Genomic DNA, 25,082 nt, shown 5'->3' on the forward strand with positions numbered 1-25,082 from the left:
AAAAAAAACGGCTCAGGAATTTGAGCCGTTTTTTGATTCATTGATTTCAAGCTGCATGACCATACGGAATAAAAATCGGTACACAGCCGAGATAACGTCAATGAAAGCCATATCTTCGTGGATGTCCTCAAGCTCAAGAAGCTGTAAATTCACATCAAATAAGCCATCTTGTCCATTAAATTGAAGCTGAGCACCATTTAATGGCGATAGCAAGTCCTTTAAAATATTTGTGTCTTTCTTAGGACGTTTGAAACCGAATAACACGGTATACGTTTGAAACACTTCGTCCCATTCAATGGCCAAGCCATCAACTTTCACGACATCAAACCACTTTGATTCGATATAAATAAATTCTTTTTGATGTTTTTTCACATATGTAAGCGGCGTGTTTAGAAATGAGGCGTCTTCTGTTTGAATCATGTCCTCAGATTCCTTGTCTACACGCTCTATATATACATCGCCAAAGCGCGCTTCTTCTTTTATTCTCGCCCCTTCTAAAGGCCAATTGCGGCTCGCCGCTTCATCATATTCGAAGTCTGTCAGCGCTTGTCCTTCTTTCAGTAAATCTTGTAAGCGATTTTGCAGTGACATAGCTATGTCTCCTTTCTTCTCCTTCATGTGCGTTTATTATTTTAGCATAACTCAGGAAAAGAAAGATATGTCCTAGCATATGATGGTATGATAGTGTCAAAAGAAACATCTCGGAGGGGTACATTTTGCTCACAATGACACTGGCAGAAAAGATCGTAGACGAAGTGAAAAAGGTGCTGACTGAGGAAATCATCATCGCACAAACGAACGGCACCATCATTGCAGCAACAGATCCAGCGCGCATTGGACAATTTCATGAAGGAGCTTATCTGACATCTTTTGAAGGACAGAAACGAATTCTCACAAAGGATGACCAGCACCACATGAAAGGCGTCAAAGCTGGCATCAATCTGCCTATTTATTTTAAGCAGGAGGTCATCGGAGTCATTGGGATGACAGGAGATCCTGTACATGTGTCTCCTTTTGGCGAAATATTAAGAAAAATGACCGAGCTGCTCATTCATGAACATGAATTTTTTCAAGAAACCGAAACGGATGAACGTCAGCTCGAAGCGTTTGTATTCGACTGGCTCCATCTGCCAGAGACAGCGATTGATCTCGCTGAAAAAGCATCGCGGCTTCAGCTTGATATCAACAAGGAGCGTGCGGTTGTCCTGATCGATTGTCAGGATGAATCGTTTATGAAACAAAATCAATACAAAGAATTAAAGGAAGCGCTGAATCTCACTAGTCAGGAGATCATCGTCCGCTGGGGGCATGCCCGCTTTTTGCTTATGCTGCAAACAACAGCAGATGATCGTAAAACACTGCAGCAGCGCCTATTTCACATCCATGCCTCCCTTACGGCGCAGAGCACGCCAGGGGTTTTGATTGGGGCGGGAAAACCAGCAGCTGCTCATTTGATGAAGCAATCCTTTCAACAAGCCTTTCGTGCATTAAAAATGGCACATGCTGATACGCCGATTGTATTTGATGAAGATTTAACGCTTGAACTTTTTATGGAGGAAGTGAGTCAGGAAACAAAGGAAGTGTTTCTTGATCGAACGATCGCCCCTCTTCTCCCCTATCCTGAATTAGTGAAAACATTGCGGGTACTCATGACATCAGATTGCTCATTGAAATATACCGCAGAAGCAATGCATGTTCATATCAATACACTACATTACAGGCTAAAACGAATCCAAGATTTAACGACACTTGATCCAAAGCGCATGCAAGATGCAATGCTTTTTTATTTAGCCTTCATGCTTTTAGATCATGATCCAAAAAAACGAAGCGAACAGCCCGATATTTTGTAGAATCGTCCATAGGCATGAGGCGATTCTTTTTTTATACTGAAAGAAACGATACGTCTAATCAGTAGGAGTTGAATGCGTATGTTAAATTCTGAATTTTTAAATCAATTGAAAAAGATTGTTGGTGCGCCTTACGTACAGGACAGTAAAGCCGATCGGCTTGCCTACTCTTATGATGCAACACCAAATTTTCAGCAGATGCCAGATGTCATCGTAAGCCCGCATACGGCTGAGGAAATCCAGCAAATTGTCCGGCTCTGCGCCTCATATCATATACCGATCGTGCCAAGAGGATCAGGAACGAATCTTTGTGCAGGTACATGTCCTACACAAGGCGGACTTGTGCTGCTGTTTACAAGAATGAACCAATTAATAGAAATAGATGAAGAAAACCTGACAGCAACGGTGCAGCCTGGTTTGATCACACAGGAACTCATTCGCAAAGTAGAGGCAAAAGGGCTCTTCTATCCACCTGATCCAAGCTCTATGAAAATCTCTACATTAGGCGGAAATATTAATGAAAATTCAGGTGGTCTCCGGGGCTTAAAATATGGCGTGACAAGAGATTATGTACTTGGACTTGAAGTGGTTCTGCCAAACGGTGACATCATTAAAACAGGCGGCAAACTTGCAAAGGACGTGGCCGGGTATGATATGACTCGTTTGTTCGTAGGTTCAGAAGGAACGCTCGGGATTGTCACTGAAGCCACGCTGAAGCTTTTGCCGCTTCCAGAAACAAAACAAACGATGCTTTGCTTATATGAAAGCCTAGAGGAAGCAGCCGCTTCAGTGTCGGCGATTATTGCAGAGCGTATCATCCCCGCCACATTAGAATTTATGGATCAGCCGACCCTGGAAGTCGTTGAAGACTTTGCAAAAATCGGTCTGCCGACGGACGTTCAAGCTGTGCTGTTAATCGAACAGGACGGCCATCCTGAGGCGGTTTCCCGTGATATGCAGAGCATCGCAAAAGTGTGTAAGCAGCACGGTGCAAAAGAAGTGAATATCGCTCATTCTGAAGAAGAAGCAAATGCCCTTTTAACAGCGAGACGATCCGCTTTATCTGCTCTCGCCCGGTTAAGCCCAACGACCATTTTAGAAGATGCCACAGTCCCTCGGTCTGAAATTGCCAGCATGGTGCGGGCAATCGAAGATATTGCGAAGGAGTACAAAGTGAAAATCTGCACATTCGGTCATGCAGGTGATGGCAATTTGCACCCTACTTGTGCAGCAGATGCAAGAAATGAAGAAGAAATGAAACGGGTGGAGGAAGCCTTTCAGGCCATTTTTGAAAAAGCCGTCTCACTTGGCGGCACCATTACGGGTGAACATGGTGTGGGTCTTATGAAAGCCCCTTACTTGGAACTAAAGGTCAAAAAAGAAGGCATTGCAGCAATGAAAGCGATCAAACAAGCGCTAGACCCAGAAAATATGATGAACCCTGATAAAGTGTTTGGTAAAGCCGCAAGAAAGCGGGTGGTGGTCTCATGAGTTCCTCTAAACAAACAGAGATTCAGCAATCATTTCAGCAGCAAATGGACGAAAAAGAGCTGCTCAATTGCATGCGCTGCGGCTTCTGCCTTCCTTCCTGCCCTACTTATATTGAATCTGGGCAACAAGAAACACACTCTCCCCGCGGCCGAATTGCTTTAATGAAGGCGGTGAGAGACGGCGTCATTGAGCCAGATGAAGATGTCGAGCATTCATTGAATCTTTGTCTTGGCTGCCGTGCATGTGAACCGGTCTGCCCTTCCGGCGTCAAATATGGCCGGTTACTTGAGGATGCAAGAGACATCATTCAGCAGCACAAAAAACAATCCATCCCTGTCAAACTTGTGAGACGTGCAGTATTCAAAGGACTCTTTCCTTCACAAAGCCGAATGCGGCAAGCGGCAGGACTTCTTCGATTTTATCAAACATCTGGTCTGCAAACAGCCGCCCGCAAAACTGGTATGCTGAAGGTGCTTCCACCGCACTTACGCCTGATGGAACAGGCGCTTCCAAAGGTGCCGCGTCAACAAAAAAGCCGTTTGTCGGAATATAAAGCCGCTGGCCCAGCAAGTAAGCGTGTCGCCTTTTTTACTGGCTGTTTAATGGACACCGTTTTTTCCAGCACAAACGAAGCGACCATCCAGCTTTTGCAGCTGGCAGGCTGTGACGTCATCGTCCCTCCTATTCAGACGTGCTGCGGAGCGCTTCATGGTCATAGCGGAGAAAAAGAGCAAGCGAAACAGCTAGCAAAGCGGAATATTGAAGCATTTGAAAAGATAGATGCAGATGCCATAGTCATGAATGCGGGCGGTTGTGGTGCTTTTTTAAGTGATTACGATCATTTGCTTCACGATGATCCGGATTATCAAAAACGAAGTGAAATCTTCTCAAAGAAAATCACCGATATATCAGACATTTTAGTGGAGCTGGAATTTCACCGCCGTATGCCGCTTGCTTTGCCAGAGCAGGTCATCACCTATCAAGATTCCTGTCATTTGCGGAACGGAATGGGTGTACAGCATGCGCCAAGGGTGCTGATGAAGGCCATTCAAGGCGTATCATTTAAAGAAATGAAGGATTCGGGCCGGTGCTGCGGCTCAGCTGGCATTTACAACATCTTGCAGCCAAAGATGTCGATGCAAATTTTAGATCATAAAATGACAGAAGCAAGGGAAACAAAGGCTGCTGCCATTGTTACGTCTAATCCAGGCTGTCAGCTGCAAATGGCAGCAGGCATCAAACGCGCGGAGCACTCGCCGACCATGCATGCTGTCCATCTAGCTGATTTATTATTAGAAGCCGTTCAATATGGAAAAAAAGCGTCCAGCCCATCAAGCTGAACGCTTTTTTTATGCATATCTTTAGACAATTGGTTGGATAATAGAGGAAAATTGCCGAAGGAGCTGGTTCAAATGCTGAAAAAAAACAAACAACAAAAGGACCCAAATTCAGTATTTGAAGCATTGTCACGTTCTGCTGATTTTACAAATGAGCTGTCTCGAAATGGAGATTTTCTATATAGGATTTCCTTTTTTCGATCTTTAATTAATGGACATCTTCTACATGAACAAATTCTCCCCTCTCTCAAACAAATGCACCTGACACCTACTCTTGAAGAGCTGAAAGAACAAATTCCCATTGAGCAGGCTGTCATCACGAACGATCTTCAAAAAGTGGAAGAAGCCCTTCACCGGGGTAGCATTGCTATTAGACTTGAGACAGACTGGGGCAAAACGCTTCTTTTGCCGATTGAAGAAAAGAAAGGCAGACAAGTTGGTCCGCCTGAGATTGAATTTGGCATTATCAGTGCACAGGAAGCATTTGTGGAGGTTTTAGATACCAATTTAAATTTGGTCAGGCGGCGGCTGCCGACGCCTAACCTGAAAGTTGAGGAAAAGACGGTTGGTACGCTCTCTCAAACAAAAGTAGCCGTGTTATATATTGAAGAAATCGCTAACCCAGAAAACATCGAAACGGTTCTGCAGCGAATTGAGGACGTTGATTATGATCAGATTTTAGATGCGAATTACCTCGCTCAAATGCTTTATGATGTGTCAAATACGATTTTTCCATTGTTTTTGAATACAGAAAGACCCGACCGTGTGTCTTCAGGTTTATCAGAAGGGAAAATTGCCATATTAGTGGATGGCTCGCCTCATGTCTTGCTTGCCCCAACTATTTTACTTGAGTATTTTTCCACTATGGAAGACTACAATATGTCGTGGATTGCGGCTTCTTGCTTTAGGCTGTTACGCATATTTGCCGTGATATTTTCCATTTTTGCGACACCTTTATATGTCGCCGTTTTAACCTTTCATTATGAGCTGATTCCAAAGGATTTATTAGAAACCATTGTATCCTCGCGCTATCTTGTTCCATTTCCTCCGATCATTGAGGCACTATTTTTAGAGACTTCGATTGAATTACTAAGAGAAGCAGGGTCAAGGCTCCCAGCTAAAGTCGGGCAGACGCTCGGGATTGTTGGAGGGATTGTCATTGGACAGGCGGCTGTAGCAGCAGGTTTAACGAGCAATATTTTACTCATTATTGTTGCCCTGTCTGCTCTCGCCTCATTTGTCACGCCTATTTACAAAATGGGCAGTACCATTCGGCTGCTGAGATTCCCTTTTTTACTCGCAGCACAGGTTTGGGGCGCATTAGGCATTGCTGTGATGGGATCTTTTCTGCTCACCCATTTAATGAAATTAACTTCAATTGGCCGCCCATATTTAGAGCCTATTTTTCCAATGCGCCTTGCTGATTTAAAGGGCAGTCTGATTCGTCCTCAGCTCCGTTTTTTGAACAAAAGGCCGGAAAATTTACGACCGCAAAATGAAACCATCCATCGCTCTAAGCCAAAGCAAGGCCGTAAGGGGAAAAATGATTTTTATGAATAAGGAAGTGAAGGCATGAGTTCTTCTTCTGTCAAAGAGAAATTTCAAGTATCTCCTTATTTTGTGTTTTTTCTCGTCAATGCCAATCAAGTCGGTGTCAGCATTTTAAACTTTCAAACAAACCTTGTTCGTTCTATCAATAATGATGGATGGATCGCTATTTTGATTTCTGGCATGAACGTCAATGTGATGATCTTTCTCATGTACTTGATGTTTAAAAAGGCACCTTCGGATGAATTTGGTGAAATCACGCAATATGTATTTGGCAAATGGATTGGGCAATTATTCAACATTCTTTATATCTTATATTTTGCTTCTTTGTCGCTGACCGTCCTTATCCATTACATGGATGTGATCCATGTATGGCTGTTTAAAGAAATTCCTGGTCTTTTGTTTGCGTCTGTACTGCTGCTGCTTGTGTATTACATACATACTGGTGGCTTTAGAACCATTGCTGGATGGGCATTTTTTAGTGTTGTACTGACGTATTGGATGACGTTTATCTGTTTTTATGCCATGAAGTATAGTCACCTTCGTTTCATGTTCCCAATGTTTGATCATACATTTTCGCAAATGCTTGTGGGAGTCAAAGATGCATCCTTATCCATGTTTGGTTTTGGCACCCTGCTTGTCTATTATCCCTTTATTAAACAAGCTCAGACATCTCAAAAATTTGCTCACATGGGGGTATTATTTACGACATGCTTAAACTTGCTCACTTTTCTCGTCTCTATAGCGTATTACTCAAGTGCTCAGCTCAAATTAACAAAATGGCCGACGCTCACGTTAACGAGCATTGTGAAGCTTCCGTTTATCCAGCGCTTTGAATTTATTGAAGTGTCTCTTTGGCTGCTTCTGATCATTCCTAATATCACGATTCCATTATGGGCAGCGAGCCGAATGGCAAAAAAAATGCTTCATACGAGCCAGCGCGTCACGTTCATCGGGCTCAGCATCCTCATTCTGATCATGTTTTCGTTTTTTGCCAGTGCAACTTCTTTTGAAACCTTTAATCAATGGGTGGAATTTAGTGGATTCATTCTGATCTATGGATTGATTATCTGTATGGTCATTGGACTGATGCTGAAAAAAAGGAGGGGGAAAAAACGAGCATGAAACGTTATATACTTACGGGCCTCATGTTGTGTAGTCTTTTGTTAACCAGCTGTGCAGAGCCCCGCCTTTTAGATGAATTAAATATCTCTCAGGCGGCAGGATTTGATTTATTGGAAGATGGAGAAATGAAGGGCTTCTTTGTCTTCCCTGTCTTTAAAAGTCAAGAGCAAGGAAGTTATCAAATATTAAGTGCAAGGTCAAACACCATTAGCAATATTCAATTTCTTGTATCAGAAAAATCGCCTTTTCCAGTCGTCATGGGCCAGGTGCTCGTTATTTTAGTCAGTGAAAAGTTAGCAAAAGAAGTCGGCATGATCGATTTAATGAATTATATTTATCGTGATCCTATCATTGGTTCACGCCAAGTGTTTGCAATTGTAGGCGGAGAAGTGGAAGAGTTATTATACACAAAAATGAATCAAACGAACTTAAATATAGGTGTATATCTCTCTGATCTGCTCACCCAAAATATGCGAAATGGCAATGAACCTGTCACCAATCAGCATATTTTTATGAATCAGATGCTGGCAAAAGGAGTCGATGCATACCTCCCTTACATCAAGAAAACAAAGAGTGGCATTAAGATCACAGGAGTCGCTCTGTTTGATCATGAAAAAATGGTCAGTCATATACCTGGAAAAGACACGTTCACATTTAAAGCGATGATTGAAAATCATAAAAATGGCATCTATGAGTTTCAATTGGCAGATCAAGCAAAGACCCATGTCGTCATTGAAAATATCAAATCTCATGTGTCTTACCGAATAAAACCAACGAAAAACCTAACAAAGAAGCCTCATATCATGATTGATATCAAGCTGAAAGGCGAATTAAAAGAATTCATGAAGTCCAAAAAAATTGATAAACCTTCTATATTGAACCATGTTGAAAAAGAAGTAGAAAAACGTGTCGCTCAGCAAGGACAAGACCTTGTTCAATCCTTTAAAAAGCAAAACATAGATCCTCTTGGGCTGGGCCTTAGGTATAGATCAAAAGACAAAGCAGTGACACCAGAAAAATGGAAGAACATTTATCCTGATGCAGATGTACAAGTTAAATGCCACATGAAAATTGTTCAAACGGGAGTCAGCCAATAAAAAGGCTTATTCAAATATGTCTTGCTTGTTCTCCAAGATTTTGCACACTTTCATTTTCACTCGTGGAACATGATCTTTTTGATAATATTCATTTAAAAACTTTTCTACTTCATTTTTATCAGTTTTAAGGATTTTAGGTGAATATTGTTCCACTAGAGCAGGTCTATTCCCTTTTGCACAGGTTGCCATTGTATCTAGTGCAATTAAGCTGAAAGGTCTTCCTTTGTTTAGCCAAGATTTCATTCTCTCCCAGGTTGGGTAGCTGACGGCTGCCAGCTTTCCCCACTGATCGTGAAAATGGGTGCAATTTGAGCTCCATCCAATCCAATATCTTATTAGAACGGAAACGGTGCAGGCAAATAAAAGCCTCTAACGGCAATTCTTTTTCACTGACAGATTTCAATTTCTCTAGAATACGTTGTAATCCCTCATCTACAGGTAAACTGCTGGCGGCTGCCCACGAAAGCTGATAAAGAAATTCTTCATCCGCTAAATCCAAAAGTTCCCTCACCCACCCAGCAGCAGAGGTACCTAACACATCAGCCGTAATTTCTAACATGCGCGATTTCACTTCGACATGATGCGTTTGATCAAACCTACTTTGAACAGCATCCAAAATTCTTTGCTGATCGTGCTGTTTCAAAGCAACGATGACATCATCCTCAAGAAACCATCTAGTGATTGAAAAGTCTAATAAAGACACCAAATCACGCCTAACGGCTTGTAATGTTGGTGCTTTTTCACTTTTGGTGATGACAACATCCTCCTCTAATTGGAAAGCCTGTCCGTCCTCTCCATAAAAATCATCGTGCAGTAAAAATTGTTTAGAAGAATGGAGAACAGCTAGGTTTTACCATCCAATAGGCCGTAATGAATAGGTAAGTAGTCTTTCGTGGCATTGACGGCATAATTCATAAGGCTGTTTCGGTTCATCAGACGCTTCTAAAATGTCCAATTCGTTTTTTTGACAGGCTTCACATAAAGTAGTTGTCCCCAAAAATTCCACTTCCTTTTCCTGCAAATGAATGATCATTCTGCTTTTATCATTCGAGAAAGCATGAGGTGAAATAGAGATTAATCTTTCTATCATCCGCGGCCATTGAACCATGTTGATTCAATTGAAAAGATATTCTAATCTTCATCCTTTACATCGGGGTCTTCCGGAATCGGTTCATTTAAGATCTCTTGGACGAGCTCTTTATATTGTTCGAGCTGCTTTAAATGCGTTTGAAACTGCCCTTGATAAATAAGATAAGATTCCCCGTCAAATACGTAACGGATCTTTTTTTGCTGGATCAATTTTTCAATATACGCTTCTGATACTTCCAAGTATTCAGCTGTTTCTGCGATTGTTAAATACATGCTTGTGCACCACCCGTTCGTTTCATCTATCAAATTATATCATGATCTGCTGAAAAAACGGATGCAGCCTATTCTCTTTTCTGGTGACCATTCTTCATATAGCAAGTAGATCGTCTAGATGCCGGCAAATATGGTATGATAAAATCTGCTAGATGAGAGCTTGCCAACATAGACTTGGTGAAAAAGCCCGGTTCAGTGGTGTCTTTATGAGCCGCAAGCCATGCTGGCATATATAGAAAGCATACTCATGAGAAAAGCAAAACAAGCATAGGCTCTTATAAGGATGCTTGAAGAAAATTCGTATTTAAAGGCAGAGTGAAATGAATGGGAACCTTTTTTAATGAAATTTTAACCTGGCTGACAAGCCTTGGTTATGTAGGTGTAGCACTAGGGCTGATGATTGAAATCATTCCGAGTGAAATTGTACTTGCCTATGGCGGATATATGGTGTCAACAGGCACAATCGGTTTTGTTGGAGCTGTTATTGCCGGCGTCATCGGTGGTACGCTCGCCCAGTGTTTTATTTACTGGATCGGTCTGTACGGCGGAAGACCTTTTTTAACAAAGTATGGAAAGTATTTATTCATCCATGAACATCATATCGCGACTGCAGAGCGCTGGTTTGACCGGTATGGAACCGGTGTAGTGTTTACCGCGCGCTTTATCCCTGTTGTGCGCCATGCCATCTCGATTCCAGCAGGTATTGCCAAGATGCCTTTTTTGAAATTTGTTTTCTTGACAGGATTAGCTGCCATCCCTTGGTCTATTTTATTTATCTATCTTGGCATGCAGCTTGGGACAAAATGGGATCATATTCAAAGTGTTGCTCATACTTATACAACCTCTATTATGGTCATTGCTATTGTACTGATTGTTCTCTATTTTGTACTCAAAAAAATTCGGACGAATCGAAAACGGACAATTTAACAAAAACGCCTTTCACTGATCTGGTGAAAGGCGTTTTTTTAGGAGTGTGCTGATTGTTTTTTCATATATTGTGATAATTCTATAATCATTGCACCCATTCTCTCAAGTGAAGGGGCAAGAATTCGGTCTATTCCTTCTTCTTTTAAAGCTTCAGCAGTGACTTTTCCAACAGCTACTGCCAGAACGTCCTGCTCGAATAATGCTTGCAATTCTTCTTTTCTGCCCCATTCTGCGGCCAGTTTGAAAAAGGCGTGAACCTGGACAGCGGTTGTAAAACAGACGGCATGAACTTGTCCATCTTTCATTTCTTGTAGAAGCGTTTCAGCAGCCTCTGGTTCAGGTGGTGTGTGCTGATATGGTAAAAGCGGCAAAACATCTGCCCCCTTGTCATGTAAAAACTGAATGAGAGCTGGTGCATTTTCACCATGAAGCTGCACCATCACGCGTTTTCCTTGAAATTCCTTGTTTTCAAGCTTTGAAATCAAGTCACGAACCGTTCCGTCTTCATCAGAGACCTCTGGCTGAATTCCGCGTTTTTTCAACGCAGCAAAGGTTTTGTACCCTCTTGAAGCAATATGAGCATTTGATAGAATGTTCATAAATTCTTTACCAAGCTGCAGCTCTTCTGCACTCTCAATCAATGTATCTGTACCGATGCCTGTCGTCAAGATCACCCAGTCGGCCCCTTGTTTCACAAAGGTTTCTATACCTGGCTTTAATTCCTCTTTGGCTAAAAATACGGTTCCTTGAAGAGAGCGAATGACGGCTTGTCCTCCTTGTTTTTCGACAAGTGTACGCATTTCTTCTGTTTTTCTCGTTCCACAAATGGCAATCGTTTTCCCAGATAAGCCTTTACTCATATTATCCCTCTTTTTCTATCACATTTGATATGTATTAAATATAGATTTATTTGGAAGACGATGCAAGTGTCTACTAAAAAAGAGCTTGACGTTTCTATCGAATTCGAGTATCTTTTGTAAGTGCAAATTGTAGGAGGTCATTATGGAAAAACAGAATGTTCAAGCAATTCGATTATCAATTGCAGACCCAACACCACTTGGTTTGTTTGGTTTAGCAATGGTGACGCTCGTTGCGTCCTCACAAAAACTAGGAATCACAGATGGCACTTCCCTTATTTTACCTTGGGCTATCTTCCTTGGAGGAATCGCGCAGTTGATCGCGTCCATACAAGATTCAAAGCATCATAATATTTTTGGAGCCACTGCTTTTGGCGCATTCGGTCTTTTCTGGATGGGCGTTGGAACGACTTGGCTCATTCAAGCCGGCGTTTTTGGGAAAACGCTTGCGGGAGCAGCAGATCCAAAACAGCTAGGCTTTGCGTTTATTGGTTATTTGATTTTCAGCTTGCTTATGACGATTGGTGCAATGGAAACACATAAAGTGTTATTTTTGATTTTCGTCTTTATTGATTTCTTATTCATTGGTCTTTCCCTTAGCACTTTTGGTGTGATGTACGATGTCACTCATACCATGGCTGGTATTGCAGAATTGATCATTTCCCTGCTTTCATTTTATGGTTCTGCAGCTGTTGTCCTTAATACACATTTTGGCCGTATTGTTCTGCCAATTGGACAACCATTTCGCATTTTTACAAAAGCATAAATAAAAAAGAACTGCTCTGTGCAGTTCTTTTTTTATGTTTAATTTTCTTGTGCCTCTTGAAAGATCTCTCCGATAATTTCATACGAACGCATTCTTTCTTGATGGTCAAACATATCCGAATTAATCATCACTTCATCAGCTTGAGTAGCTTCAATAAAGGCTTCTAATTCTGTTTTCACCTTTTCTTTATCCCCAATGATAGTCGAGCTTAATTGTTCATCCACCATCGCCTTTTCATATGGACTCCAAAGACCGTCCATGCTGTCGACAGGCGCTTTCAGTTTTCCTGGTGTATTGCGAATGAGACTTAAAAACCGCTGATAATGAGAGGTTGCCAAATATTCAGCACGCTCAGTTTGATCTGCAGCAAAAACCGTCACACCAACCATGGCATAAGGCTCTTTTAACACATCAGAAGGTCTAAATGACTGTCTGTACAATTCTAACGCGGGAATTGTATTTTTAGGTGAGAAATGTGCAGCAAAGGCAAATGGCAATCCAAGTTCTCCTGCAAGTCTGGCGCTAAAACCACTTGAACCAAGGAGCCAAATTGGAATGTCCAGGCCTTCTCCTGGAACAGCTCTTACATGTTTTTTAACCTGACCGGTCGGCTTGAAATATTGCATCAGTTCTTCAAGCTGCTCAGGGAAATCTTCTCCGTTATGAAGATTACGTCTAAGCGCTCTTGCTGTTAACTGATCCGTCCCTGGTGCTCGGCCAAGACCTAAATCAATTCTCCCCGGATACAATGTCTCAAGTGTGCCAAATTGTTCGGCTATGACAAGTGAAGAGTGATTTGGCAGCATAATCCCACCAGATCCTACTCGAATTTTTTCTGTTCCTCCCGCAATATATCCAATTAAAACGGACGTTGCAGAGCTCGCAACCCCTTCCATGTTATGGTGTTCTGCCAGCCAGTATCTATGATAGCCCCACTTCTCCGCCTTTTTTGCTAAATCCATGCTACGATCAAAAGATTCTTTAATGGTGCCTCCTTCTGTCACAGAGGATAAATTTAAAACGGAATAGGCTTTGCCCTGTAAAACTGATTGACTCATAAATGATGTCCCCATTTCTGTCAAATATCATACTATTTTATACTTTCAACACCATAACATAAATCCATGAAAGATTTAAATAATTTGATTCGATGATTTTCGAAATGATGATTTTTTAGGTTTTACTTCCAATTTAAAAATTTGCACATAGAATGAAATATCAATTCTAGGAGATGGGCAATTTGTACAATCAATTCGAACACAAATGTCCCTTTTGCGGTAAATACCATGAACAGCCTCATTACAAAAGATCACGTCATGACCGTCCTCGAAAAAGAGACTGTCCATTCATTAAACAAGAATATATAAAACAAAATATATCTCAAGGGAATCACCCCTGCTACATTGCAAAAGGAATAAAGCAATCAAAACCAAATCAAAGAGCTGGACCAAGAGGCCCGGCAGGCCCAGCAGGTCCCCCCGGACCAACCGGACCTACTGGACCAGCTGGCGGGTTAACCGGCGCTATTCCTTTTAATCCCTCACAATCACAAGATTACGATGCAGGGCAAGTGGTCACGTTTGATGGCAGTACTTACATTGCCAATGTTGACGCTCCATCAGGAATACCTGGACTCTCCCCCGACTATACCCTTTTGGCTGCTTCTGGAGAAACTGGGCCTACGGGTCCTACTGGGATCGGATTAAGTGGTGTTGAATCCTATGATCCTGTAACGGCACCAACATATTCAGTAGGGCAAGTGGTCACTTATGGTGGGGGTACTTATCTTGTGAATTCTTCACCACCTTCAGGTACGCCAGATACGTCGCCAGATTACACACTTTTAGCAGCACCAGGTGAAACTGGACCTGCAGGTGCTACGGGTATTACTGGCGCGACTGGTCCTACTGGCGCTACGGGCATCACCGGAGATACTGGTCCTACTGGATCAACCGGACCTACCGGCGCATCAGGTATTACTGGACCAACGGGTCCTACTGGCGTAACAGGTAGCACTGGAGCTACTGGTCCTACCGGTGCCACTGGTATTACTGGAGCTACCGGACCTGCCGGTGCTACGGGTAGCACTGGAGATACTGGTCCTACTGGTGCCACAGGTTCTACTGGATCAACCGGTCCTACTGGCGCTACGGGTAGCACTGGAGCTACCGGACCTACCGGCGCTACTGGTATCACTGGAGCTACCGGACCTACTGGTGCTACGGGTAGCACTGGAGATACGGGTCCTACCGGTGCCACTGGTATTACCGGAGCTACTGGTCCTACCGGTGCCACTGGTATTACTGGAGCTACCGGACCTGCCGGTGCTACGGGTAGCACTGGAGATACTGGTCCTACTGGTGCCACAGGTTCTACTGGATCAACCGGTCCTACTGGCGCTACGGGTAGCACTGGAGCTACCGGACCTACCGGCGCTACTGGTATCACTGGAGCTACCGGACCTACTGGTGCTACGGGTAGCACTGGAGATACGGGTCCTACTGGTGCCACAGGTTCTACTGGATCAACCGGTCCTACTGGCGCTACGGGTAGCACTGGAGCTACCGGACCTACCGGCGCTACTGGTATCACTGGAGCTACCGGACCTACTGGTGCTACGGGTAGCACTGGAGATACGGGTCCTACTGGTGCCACAGGTTCTACTGGATCAACCGGTCCTACTGGCGCTACGGGTAGCACTGGAGCTACCGGACCTACCGGCGCTACTGGTATCACTGGAGCTACCGGACCTACTGGTGCTACGGGTAGCACTGGAGATACGGGTCCTACCGGTGCCACTGGTATTACCGGAGCTACTGGTCCTACCGGTGCCACTGGTATTACTGGAGCTACCGGACCTACCGGCGCTACGGGCAGCACTGGAGATACTGGTCCTACCGGTGCCACTGGTATTACTGGAGCTACCGGTTCTACTGGTTCTACTGGCGCTACGGGCAGCACCGGAGCTACTGGTATCACTGGATCAACGGGTCCTACCGGGGCAACGGGCAGCACTGGAGATACTGGTTCTACCGGGGCTACAGGTAGCACTGGAGATACTGGTCCTACTGGCGCTACGGGTGTCACTGGAGATACTGGCCCTACCGGTGCCACTGGTATTACTGGAGCTACCGGACCTACCGGCGCTACGGGCAGCACTGGAGATACTGGCCCTACCGGTGCCACTGGTATTACTGGAGCTACCGGTTCTACTGGCGCAACGGGCAGCACTGGAGATACTGGTCCTACTGGCGCTACGGGTGTCACTGGAGATACTGGCCCTACCGGTGCCACTGGTATTACTGGAGCTACCGGACCTACCGGCGCAACGGGCATCACCGGAGCTACTGGTCCTACTGGTGCCACCGGGGCTACAGGTAGCACTGGAGATACTGGTCCTACCGGTGCCACTGGTATTACCGGAGCTACTGGTCCTACCGGGGCTACAGGTAGCACTGGAGATACTGGTCCTACCGGTGCCACTGGTATTACTGGAGATACTGGTCCTACTGGCGCTACGGGCAGCACTGGAGATACTGGTCCTACTGGTGCCACTGGTATTACTGGAGATACCGGACCTACCGGCGCAACGGGCATCACTGGAGATACTGGCCCTACCGGTGCCACTGGTATTACTGGAGCTACTGGCCCTACCGGGGCTACAGGTAGCACTGGAGATACTGGGCCTACTGGCGCCACGGGCAGCACTGGAGCTACTGGTCCTACCGGTGCCACTGGTATTACTGGAGCTACCGGACCTACCGGGGCTACGGGTAGCACTGGAGATACTGGTCCTACTGGCGCTACGGGCAGCACTGGAGCTACCGGACCTACTGGTGCAACGGGTATTACCGGAGCCACTGGACCTACCGGCGCAACAGGTATTACTGGACCAACGGGTCCTACTGGCGTAACGGGTAGCACTGGAGATACTGGTTCTACTGGCGCTACGGGCAGCACTGGAGCTACCGGACCTACCGGGGCTACAGGTAGCACTGGAGCTACTGGTTCTACCGGGGCTACGGGCAGCACCGGAGCTACTGGTCCTACCGGTGCCACAGGTTCTACTGGATCAACCGGTCCTACTGGCGCTACGGGCATCACTGGAGATACTGGTCCTACTGGTGCCACAGGTTCTACTGGATCAACCGGTCCTACTGGCGTAACGGGTAGCACTGGAGATACGGGCCCTACCGGTGCCACCGGGGCTACTGGATCAACCGGAGCTACTGGCGCTACGGGTGTCACTGGAGATACGGGTCCTACCGGTGCCACTGGTATTACTGGAGCTACCGGTTCTACTGGCGCTACGGGCAGCACTGGAGCTACTGGTTCTACCGGGGCTACAGGTAGCACTGGAGATACTGGTCCTACTGGTGCCACAGGTTCTACTGGATCAACCGGTCCTACTGGCGTAACGGGTAGCACTGGAGATACGGGTCCTACCGGGGCTACAGGTAGCACTGGAGATACTGGTCCTACTGGTGCCACAGGTTCTACTGGATCAACCGGTCCTACTGGCGCTACGGGTAGCACTGGAGCTACCGGACCTACCGGCGCTACAGGTAGCACTGGAGATACTGGTTCTACCGGGGCTACGGGCAGCACCGGAGCTACTGGTCCTACCGGTGCCACTGGTATTACTGGAGCTACCGGACCTACCGGTGCTACGGGTAGCACTGGAGATACTGGTCCTACCGGGGCTACAGGTAGCACTGGAGATACTGGTCCTACTGGTGCCACAGGTTCTACTGGATCAACCGGTCCTACTGGCGCTACGGGTAGCACTGGAGCTACCGGACCTACCGGCGCTACGGGTAGCACTGGATCAACCGGTCCTACTGGCGTAACGGGTAGCACTGGAGATACTGGTTCTACCGGGGCTACAGGTAGCACTGGAGATACTGGTCCTACTGGTGCCACCGGGGCTACGGGTAGCACTGGAGATACGGGTCCTACCGGGGCTACGGGCAGCACTGGAGATACTGGCCCTACCGGTGCCACTGGTATTACTGGAGCTACTGGCCCTACCGGGGCTACGGGTAGCACTGGAGATACTGGTCCTACCGGGGCTACAGGTAGCACTGGAGATACGGGTCCTACCGGTGCCACTGGTATTACTGGAGCTACCGGACCTACCGGGGCTACGGGTAGCACTGGAGATACTGGGCCTACTGGCGCTACGGGCAGCACTGGAGCTACCGGTCCTACTGGTGCAACGGGTATTACCGGAGCCACTGGACCTACCGGCGCAACAGGTATTACTGGACCAACGGGTCCTACCGGAGTTACTGGGCCTACCGGAGTTACTGGGCCTACTGGCGCCACGGGCAGCACTGGAGATACGGGTCCTACCGGTGCCACTGGTATTACTGGAGCTACCGGTTCTACTGGCGCTACGGGCAGCACTGGAGCTACTGGTTCTACCGGGGCTACAGGTAGCACTGGAGATACTGGGCCTACTGGCGCCACGGGCAGCACTGGAGATACTGGTCCTACCGGGGCTACAGGTAGCACTGGAGATACTGGTCCTACTGGTGCCACAGGTTCTACTGGATCAACCGGTCCTACCGGCGCTACGGGTAGCACTGGATCAACCGGTCCTACTGGCGTAACGGGTAGCACTGGAGATACTGGTTCTACCGGGGCTACAGGTAGCACTGGAGATACTGGTCCTACCGGTGCCACTGGTATTACTGGAGCTACCGGACCTACCGGGGCTACGGGTAGCACTGGAGATACTGGTCCTATCGGGGCTACAGGTAGCACTGGAGATACTGGTCCTACTGGTGCCACAGGTTCTACTGGATCAACCGGTCCTACCGGCGCTACGGGTAGCACTGGATCAACCGGTCCTACTGGCGTAACGGGTAGCACTGGAGATACTGGTTCTACCGGGGCTACAGGTAGCACTGGAGATACTGGTCCTACTGGTGCAACCGGGGCTACGGGTAGCACTGGAGATACTGGTCCTACCGGGGCAACGGGCAGCACTGGAGCTACTGGCCCTACCGGTGCCACTGGTATTACTGGAGCTACTGGCCCTACCGGGGCTACGGGTAGCACTGGAGATACTGGTCCTACCGGGGCAACGGGCAGCACTGGAGATACTGGTCCTACCGGGGCCACTGGTATTACTGGAGCTACCGGACCTACCGGGGCTACGGGTAGCACTGGAGATACGGGTCCTACTGGCGCTACGGGCAGCACTGGAGCTACCGGACCTACTGGTGCAACGGGTATTACCGGAGCCACTGGACCTACCGGCGCTACGGGTAGCACTGGAGCTACCGGACCTACTGGTGCAACGGGTAGCACTGGAGATACTGGTCCTACCGGGGCCACTGGTATTACCGGAGCTACTGGGCCTACCGGTGCCACTGGTATTACTGGAGCTACCGGACCTACCGGCGCTACGGGCATCACCGGAGCTACTGGTCCTACTGGCGCTACGGGCATCACCGGAGCTACCGGACCTACTGGCACCACAGGTATTACCGGGGCTACCGGACCTACTGGCACCACAGGTATTACCGGGGCTACCGGACCTACTGGCGCTACGGGTATTACTGGAGCCACTGGTCCTACCGGGGCTACAGGTATCACCGGAGCCACCGGACCTACCGGCGCTACGGGTATTACTGGCGTAACGGGTAGCACTGGAGCTACCGGACCTACTGGCACCACAGGTATTACCGGGGCTACCGGACCTACTGGCGCAACGGGTATTACTGGAGCTACTGGGCCTACCGGTGCCACAGGTATCACTGGAGCTACCGGCGCCACAGGCATTACAGGTGCAACTGGTCCTACTGGCGTGACAGGTGTTACTGGTGTCACTGGGGCAACTGGAACAGGTGGTTTTACAGATACTGCACTTTATGCTGCTAATAGTTCTGGACCTACCATTGTTACTGTAGCCGGTGGAACGAATATTCCTCTGCCAAACTTTCAAAACATCACTGGTTTTACGGCAAACGGCACAAGTACTGTTTTTACCGTTCTGCAAACTGGTAAATATTATATTACGTATCAAGTCAACACCACTACAGCTCTTTTGATTAGTACACGTTTGCTTTTAAATGGAGCAACTACTATTTCTGGTTCTGTTCAATCACCTGTTATCTCAACTTCATTTATCAACAACACTGTTATTGTTAATTTAACAGCTGGAAGCACCATTTCACTGCAGTTTTTTGGGGCAGTTGTCACAGCTATTTTAGTTGGCGGGGGCGGTGCTGCAGGAGCAGCCTTGACCATTATACGGCTAAGCTAAACGAAAAAAGAAAGGCTTTTTCAGCCTTTCTTTTTTATGTCTTCTATTACATTTATACACTGTTCAATATCATCAGATTGCAAAAGGTGAAAAACAGATTGGATGATTGAAAACTCTAAATTCCACCATTCTAATAACTGCAGTTTTTCGATTATTTCGGATGAAAATCGATATTTCATGAGCTGCTGGGGATTTCCTGCGGCTATTGCATATGGAGGCACATCTTTTGTGATCACACTATTTGCTCCTATCACAGCCCCGTTGCCTATACATACTCCGGACATAATCGTCGCACCATATCCAATCCATACGTCATGTCCAATATGAACATCCCCCTTCGATTTTGGGTGTCCTTTAATATGTGCAGCTTCTTTGAAAATTTGATTAAACGGATACGTTGTGACCCAATCTGTACGGTGTTCCCCGCCTAGAAAAATTTTCACTTCGTTTGCGATGGAACAAAACTTCCCAATATGTAATGTCGTTCCTTCCCCCCATGTCAGCACTTGGAAATCTGGTCCGGCATAAGAAAAGTCACCGATATTGTACGAGCTTAGTTCACTTCTTTGATTCAAAAACATAGAAGATCCGGCCTCCTTAAAAGTGATAGATCTTCGTATGTATATGCTACTTTACGCCTTCACATTATGATTGAACAAGCGCTACAATTTGTTTTTTCTTCCATACGAGCTGATAGTAGCTGTATTGGAGGAGTAAGTTCACAAAGAACGCAGCAGGGTAGCCAATCCATATTCCCTTAATGCCGAGGGATGTATAATGTGATAGCACATAGGCGACTGGTACTTCTACAAGCCAAATGGAACAAATACTAAAGATCGTCGGCCAAAGAACTGTCCCGCTTGCTCTCATTGTGGCTGCAACAATTTGGGCCGTTCCAAAAATGAGATAGCTCCATAGTGTAATGACAACCAAACTATAAGCAATGTCTATCGTCTTAGGATCTGTTAAAAAGATAGATAAAATCTGCGGTGCAAAAATATAAACGAAAATAATGATACATCCGCCTATGGCGAAGTTAAGTCCTAACCCAATTTTAATGACATCTTTCAGTCGATTCATATTCCCTGCACCAATGAATTGTGCTGCAAAGATTGAGACCGCAATGCCAAGACTCACTGCCGGCATCTGCACATAACTCACGACTTGATTGACAACACCATAGGCAGCTGTCGCCTGTGATCCATAATCGTTGACGAAAGAAATAACGGCAATTTCTGATAAAGAAATAAGGATCATATTAATGCTTGATGGGATACTGAGCTTTAATAACGTTTTTAATAGATCCCCTTTCATCAATAAATGCTTTCTCACCGATGCATCAATACGAAGCGGATGCTTTGTCTTATATAAGTAGATATGTAGAATGATAAACGTCACAATTGTTGAAATCACTGAAGCATACGCAGCGCCATATAAGCCGAACGCCGGCAGTCCCAGCCAGCCAAATAATAAAATGGGCAGCATCAGAATATTCGTTGCCGTACTAATCATTAAGAAATAAAAAGGTGTTTTCGAATCCCCTGTTCCCCGCAAGAATGTTGTATAAACAAAATAAAGAAATAAGATCGGCATTGAGATGAATAAAATTCTGGCGTAAGCCGCACTTTTCTCCACGATATTAGCAGGTGTTCCCATGAGGTTTAAGATGTCTGTTGCGAAAAAACCTCCAATGATCGCTAAAGAGACGCCGATCAAAAAAGTGAATGAAAGCGTTGTGCCAATGATTTCTTTTAATTTCTGTTCATTTTTTGCTCCATACGCCTGTCCAATAAGGATCGAGCTTCCCGATCCAATTCCAATGGAAAAAGAAACGAGCAAAAAGAAAAGCGGAAAGAATGCAGAAATGGCAGCTACTGCATCCTCTCCAATCCATCTTCCGACAAGAACAATGGACACTAACTGTCCGATCGATTGCAAAATATTGCTTAGCAAAAGCGGGATGAGAAAAATGGACATGGTTTTTACTAAAGATTGATTGTTATCTAACGTCATGATGGTTCTCCTTCTCTCTCTAAATCTAAAGGTTCTCAGCTAATATGCTGACAATACGGTCTTCTATCTCTTTCCCTTTTTCGTCATCAACAAGGTGATTTAACAAGATGGAAAAAGCGAGCGTTTTTCCGCCCTGCGTGTCAATATATCCAGAAAGTGTGCTGACCGTTGTTAACGACCCTGTTTTTGCACGTACTTTTTCTAGCGTAACTGGTTCTTTCAATCTGTTCCTTAACGTGCCCCCCACCATTCGTTCACTCGCCCCTGCTAAAGGGAGCGCATGTTCATAGGTTTTAAACCATTTTTCCTTTTGAATGTTTGTCAAAAATAAAGTGAACTGGTTAGCAGAGACAAGGTTAATAGGTGATATCCCCGAGCCGTCACGCAAAACTGCAAGCGAAGGATCGATGCCAAACGCAGGAAGCCGTTCATTCATGACGTCCAGCCCAGCTTCAAAGCTCCCTTTGTTCTTCACTTTTTTGCCTAGTTCCTTTAGCAAAATTTCTGCATGTGTATTGTTGCTTAATTTCATCATAGGAACGAGCAGCTCTGATAATGGCATCGATGTATGGGAGGCGATTTTTTTGGCTTTTTTAGGAACTTGTTTTGCTTTCAGTGGTCCTTTTACTTGAATGCCTTCCGCCTTTAACGCTCGTTTCAATAAGTCTAAAGCATAGGCGGCCGGATCCCATAAAGCTACCCATTGTTTAGATGAGCTTGCTTTAACCGGAATGGTCCCAGTCAACGTAATCTTGTTGGTTCCGTGAGAGCGCTTAAAAGAGATTTTCTTTTTTCCGCCTTCTGGAACTGTTTTCACTTGATTGATGACTTGAGCGACATCCGTCTTCGGGATCATCTCATACTCGGCTTTCTGTCCTGCTTTTTTTCCTGGTTTTACTTCGAGAATCACGGTCCCTGCATCATAATCTTGATTCGGTGAAGCCGTGAGAGCAGAAATTTGTGCCCCGTAATATTGATCCTCATCACTCCAAGGCAGATCAATGGAGTATCTCGTGTCATCAAACCAAGTGTCATCTGCTGCAAGCTGTCCGCGAATGCTATGTATTCCGGCCTTTTTGACTTTTTTGGCAAGTGCTGCAAAATCCTTCTCTAATAAAGTCGGATCGCCGGTGCCGCGAAGATAAAGGCTGCCATGTAACGTTTTCTTTTGAATGGAACCATCCATCCAGATGTCTGTAGGGAATGTGTGTGTTTCTCCAAGTATATCAAGTGCGATGGCTGATGTGAGCAGTTTCATATTAGAAGCAGGAGTAAGACGAATATCGGCTTGATGTTCATAAAGAAGAGAGTTGTCAGAAGTATCGCGGACGCTGATGCCAGAGATCGCGCCCTCTAAATCAGGTGCTGTTCGTATGAGTTCGTCTAAAGCGGTCATCCAAGCCAGTGAATCGTCACGAGCTGTGAGCTGTTCATCTTTCGCTGAAAAAGGAAGAAATAAAATCGACAGGATACATATTTGTAAAAACATGAGCTGTGAAAAACGCTTCACGTAATCCCTCCTTATTGTAGCCGCCAAATTTAGAAGAATATGTTCATTATACACAAAAGAACGTTTGTTCTCAAAGGTTTTTTAAACAGAAAAGTCAGCTTTCTTTGACGAAAACTGACAAGCCCTTTACCTCTTTTCTGGATTCCAACCATCGGCTCCTCCAAGAACTGCTTGAACCGTGATCTGACTTGCTTCGTTATTGGTTAAAATAGTTGACCATTTTACGCGGTTTGCTGGACTGCTCCCTGCTCCTGTCGATCCAAATTCTTTATACCTGGCCGTTCTTTCGTTGTCACGGTTATCCCAGTTATGCCATCCCTCTGCTTTTATATGGTCATCCATTTTTGTATGGAGGAATGTCACAGCCGAATAAGGTCTCCACGGACGTCCTAAATAAACCGATTGCGCAGCTGCCGTTCCCTTTTTCAACGTAGAATCTATGAATACGTAGCCGTACCTTTGTGCTTCTGTTGTGGATGCTGCAGTAATATACCCATTTCCAAGGCTTTTTATTTCAGCTCTTTTAAACACAGCCGTGGCTGATCCAAAAATAAAATCGACCGTGCCCTCGATATAGCAGTTTTCATAATATTGCCGCCCTGTGCCTGTTGCATAAAGTGTATCTTGATAGCCTAACACACGTATTTGTTTGAACACAGCCCGGTCGCCAGACACATACAGCGCCACCGCCTGACCAGCATGTCTGCCAGCTGTATTTTGGAAGGTAATATTTTCTGCATAAAAATCGTTTGCACGAATCATTGTGCTTGAGCTATTGGTTGTACTCCCAGTGCTTGCATTTGTGTCATCATACGTAAGGATCGTCTTGTGCTGATCTTCTCCGACAAAAGATACGTGTGGTTTATTTTGCGGAAGCAAAATTTTTTCTCTATATACGCCATTTTTAATATAGATCGTTGCCCGCTGTTGATTGTTTGCTGGAATAGCATCAATGGCAGACTGAACGGTGCGGTATGCCCCGCTTCCCTTTTGATCAACGACAAGGACGCGGTTATGCCCTGCTTCTGCTGCTTGAAGTGAAACTGGGTCATAAAGAAATAGAGACAAGACCATGATAATCCATACGTTTCTATATTTCATCACATATCTCCTCCTCATTTTGTGAACGTTTTCATCAAACATTCTTTTTGATCCTATTCCATACACGCGCAAAAAAACACCCACGTTTTTATGTTGTGGATGTTTTTTTAGATTTTTCATATTGCATTGCATAAATTCCTTCATTTTCAATCCATTCACAAAAGAGAACGTCTCGATAAGAGGAAATATGCTGCTTTTTTAATTGATCACTCAGCCAGGATTCATCAAAGCCAGCTTCTTGTAAATCATCTTTTAAAATTTCGCCGTCAATAATAAACGTTCTAGGCAATTTGACTTCTTTTCCCTTCACGTTCACATCTTCTGCTGTGGCTGGTGCGTATTTCATTTTTGGAAGAACACTGACAGATCCGTCAGTTTCCAGTATGGCATATTCAATTTCATTCAGGGCAAAATGGCCTTTTGCGCGAACCAGTGTCTGCAGCTGATTGATATCAAGCATATTCCTCTTCAACCGGTTGTAGTGAATTTTCCCCTTATCAATCACAAGCGTAGGTCTTCCTTCTAAAAACGCACGAATGGACTTAAAGCGCTGTGAAAGCCATTCAACTGTATAAATGAGAACGCCCCATACCGCAACAGCAAATAAAATGTGCTGAATCTTGACTTCTGGGTCAAAAATGGCGTTTCCGACCATTTCGCCTAAAATAAGTGCAGAAATGAAATCAAACGGTGTGATTTGTGCAAATTGTGTTTTTCCTAATAATTTTGTAATTAAAAATAAAGCAAAAAATCCAATGAAGAGTTCAGTCAAAATATTAACGAACGGCACAAAAGTTCCTTCCTTTCTTACTGCATTTATAACAG

At 45.4% G+C, this 25,082-nt stretch carries 19 protein-coding genes; 9 read left to right on the forward strand and 10 right to left on the reverse strand.

The window, feature by feature from the left end; translation table 11 throughout:
- Positions 1-12: 12 nt before the first annotated feature.
- On the reverse strand, positions 13-591 hold the full coding sequence (locus NST59_RS09225; RefSeq protein WP_039179141.1) for a hypothetical protein: 579 nt from the start codon (positions 589-591) through the stop codon (positions 13-15).
- Between the two features lie 125 nt (positions 592-716).
- Here NST59_RS09225 and NST59_RS09230 point away from each other — a divergent pair, with 125 nt between their 5' ends.
- The 6 genes from NST59_RS09230 to NST59_RS09255 all read left to right on the forward strand — a co-directional run bounded on the left by NST59_RS09230 (position 717) and on the right by NST59_RS09255 (position 8,445).
- A complete protein-coding gene (locus NST59_RS09230) occupies positions 717-1,850 on the forward strand; it encodes a CdaR family transcriptional regulator (protein ID WP_039179144.1) in 1,134 nt (377 codons plus the stop codon).
- Between the two features lie 78 nt (positions 1,851-1,928).
- A complete protein-coding gene (gene glcD / locus NST59_RS09235; protein ID WP_107164261.1) occupies positions 1,929-3,338 on the forward strand; it encodes a glycolate oxidase subunit GlcD in 1,410 nt (469 codons plus the stop codon).
- The gene (locus NST59_RS09240; RefSeq protein ID WP_341040569.1) at positions 3,335-4,678 is read left to right on the forward strand and encodes a (Fe-S)-binding protein; all 1,344 of its coding nucleotides are present in this window, start codon (positions 3,335-3,337) and stop codon (positions 4,676-4,678) included. The genes glcD and NST59_RS09240 overlap by 4 nt, the downstream gene beginning before the upstream one ends.
- A gap of 72 nt (positions 4,679-4,750) precedes the next feature.
- On the forward strand, positions 4,751-6,235 hold the full coding sequence (locus NST59_RS09245) for a spore germination protein (protein WP_059377401.1): 1,485 nt from the start codon (positions 4,751-4,753) through the stop codon (positions 6,233-6,235).
- A gap of 12 nt (positions 6,236-6,247) precedes the next feature.
- Positions 6,248-7,348: a GerAB/ArcD/ProY family transporter gene (locus NST59_RS09250; protein ID WP_341040570.1), complete on the forward strand. Its 1,101-nt coding sequence runs from the start codon at positions 6,248-6,250 to the stop codon at positions 7,346-7,348.
- Positions 7,345-8,445: a Ger(x)C family spore germination protein gene (locus tag NST59_RS09255; protein WP_341040571.1), complete on the forward strand. Its 1,101-nt coding sequence runs from the start codon at positions 7,345-7,347 to the stop codon at positions 8,443-8,445. Before NST59_RS09250 ends, NST59_RS09255 begins: the two co-directional genes overlap by 4 nt.
- Positions 8,446-8,608: 163 nt before the next feature.
- On the opposite strand, the gene NST59_RS09260 is transcribed toward NST59_RS09255, so the two are convergent.
- Positions 8,609-9,148, reverse strand: coding sequence for a hypothetical protein (locus NST59_RS09260; RefSeq protein WP_341040572.1), 540 nt, complete (start codon positions 9,146-9,148; stop codon positions 8,609-8,611).
- 428 nt (positions 9,149-9,576) lie between these two features.
- Positions 9,577-9,807 (reverse strand): excisionase family DNA-binding protein, encoded by a 231-nt coding sequence (locus tag NST59_RS09265; protein ID WP_039179160.1) that lies wholly within the window; start codon positions 9,805-9,807, stop codon positions 9,577-9,579.
- A 324-nt stretch (positions 9,808-10,131) separates the two neighbouring features.
- Here NST59_RS09265 and NST59_RS09270 point away from each other — a divergent pair, with 324 nt between their 5' ends.
- Positions 10,132-10,734, forward strand: coding sequence for a DedA family protein (locus tag NST59_RS09270; protein WP_341040573.1), 603 nt, complete (start codon positions 10,132-10,134; stop codon positions 10,732-10,734).
- 38 nt (positions 10,735-10,772) lie between these two features.
- Here NST59_RS09270 and NST59_RS09275 read toward each other — a convergent pair whose 3' ends face one another.
- Positions 10,773-11,594, reverse strand: coding sequence for a uroporphyrinogen-III synthase (locus tag NST59_RS09275; protein WP_126681952.1), 822 nt, complete (start codon positions 11,592-11,594; stop codon positions 10,773-10,775).
- A 142-nt stretch (positions 11,595-11,736) separates the two neighbouring features.
- Here NST59_RS09275 and NST59_RS09280 point away from each other — a divergent pair, with 142 nt between their 5' ends.
- Positions 11,737-12,357 carry an acetate uptake transporter gene (locus NST59_RS09280; RefSeq protein WP_341040574.1) on the forward strand — a complete coding sequence of 207 codons (621 nt, stop codon included), beginning with the start codon at positions 11,737-11,739 and terminating at the stop codon, positions 12,355-12,357.
- Between the two features lie 38 nt (positions 12,358-12,395).
- On the opposite strand, the gene NST59_RS09285 is transcribed toward NST59_RS09280, so the two are convergent.
- On the reverse strand, positions 12,396-13,415 hold the full coding sequence (locus NST59_RS09285; protein ID WP_047203393.1) for an LLM class flavin-dependent oxidoreductase: 1,020 nt from the start codon (positions 13,413-13,415) through the stop codon (positions 12,396-12,398).
- A 173-nt stretch (positions 13,416-13,588) separates the two neighbouring features.
- On the opposite strand from NST59_RS09285, the gene NST59_RS09290 reads away from it, so the two are divergent.
- On the forward strand, positions 13,589-19,633 hold the full coding sequence (locus NST59_RS09290) for a hypothetical protein (RefSeq protein WP_341040575.1): 6,045 nt from the start codon (positions 13,589-13,591) through the stop codon (positions 19,631-19,633).
- Between the two features lie 20 nt (positions 19,634-19,653).
- Here the strand turns inward: NST59_RS09290 and NST59_RS09295 are convergent, their stop codons facing one another.
- From NST59_RS09295 to NST59_RS09315, 5 genes are all read right to left on the reverse strand, one after another.
- Positions 19,654-20,214, reverse strand: a complete 561-nt coding sequence (locus tag NST59_RS09295; protein WP_039179171.1) for a CatB-related O-acetyltransferase — start codon at positions 20,212-20,214, stop codon at positions 19,654-19,656.
- Positions 20,215-20,278: 64 nt separating this feature from the next.
- Positions 20,279-21,646 carry an MATE family efflux transporter gene (locus NST59_RS09300; RefSeq protein ID WP_064497449.1) on the reverse strand — a complete coding sequence of 456 codons (1,368 nt, stop codon included), beginning with the start codon at positions 21,644-21,646 and terminating at the stop codon, positions 20,279-20,281.
- A gap of 25 nt (positions 21,647-21,671) precedes the next feature.
- Positions 21,672-23,156, reverse strand: coding sequence for a D-alanyl-D-alanine carboxypeptidase/D-alanyl-D-alanine endopeptidase (dacB, locus tag NST59_RS09305; protein ID WP_144491457.1), 1,485 nt, complete (start codon positions 23,154-23,156; stop codon positions 21,672-21,674).
- 126 nt (positions 23,157-23,282) lie between these two features.
- Positions 23,283-24,257, reverse strand: coding sequence for a pectinesterase family protein (locus NST59_RS09310; protein WP_144490237.1), 975 nt, complete (start codon positions 24,255-24,257; stop codon positions 23,283-23,285).
- Between the two features lie 88 nt (positions 24,258-24,345).
- Positions 24,346-25,047: a DUF421 domain-containing protein gene (locus NST59_RS09315; RefSeq protein WP_039179181.1), complete on the reverse strand. Its 702-nt coding sequence runs from the start codon at positions 25,045-25,047 to the stop codon at positions 24,346-24,348.
- Positions 25,048-25,082 lie beyond the last annotated feature (35 nt).

It is taken from the genome of Bacillus sp. FSL R5-0439 (assembly GCF_038008805.1).
Classification (GTDB): domain Bacteria; phylum Bacillota; class Bacilli; order Bacillales; family Bacillaceae; genus Bacillus; species Bacillus safensis.